This window comes from Marinomonas transparens, from assembly GCF_016463975.1.
Classification (GTDB): Bacteria; Pseudomonadota; Gammaproteobacteria; order Pseudomonadales; family Marinomonadaceae; genus Marinomonas; species Marinomonas transparens.
On the sequence record NZ_JAEMNX010000067.1, the window covers coordinates 1 to 362 of the forward strand.

The following is a 362-nucleotide window of genomic DNA, read 5'->3' on the forward strand; positions in this document are numbered from 1 at the left end:
CCCCGCCCCGGTAATTTAACCCAAGACGAGCAAAAAACCATCGCACAAAAACATTATGAGCAATGGTTCAAAAGTGCAAAGGGGTTTCTTAAACAATATACATACGCGATAAAAGATGAAGAACTTAAAATCGCAGCTTTTCAATTACACCAAGCCGTCGAACGCTTCTATTCCTGCACCCTATTGGTCACCACCAACTACCTACCCAAAACCCACAACATCGAACTCTTACGCTCCTACTGCATACGTCAAGACCCGCGCTTCATCGAGCAATTCTCCCTCGATGGCATCGCCCAAACACAACGCTTCCAGAAACGCAGCTTCCAACGACTCAAACGCGCCTACGTGGATTCCCGTTATTC

Annotated in this window: 1 protein-coding gene; it reads left to right on the forward strand. The window is 47.0% G+C overall.

Going from position 1 to position 362, the window contains the following annotated elements:
* Positions 1–362, forward strand: a 362-nt coding sequence (locus I8J31_RS20655) for a HEPN domain-containing protein (RefSeq protein ID WP_199470475.1), incomplete at both ends; no start/stop codon positions are given.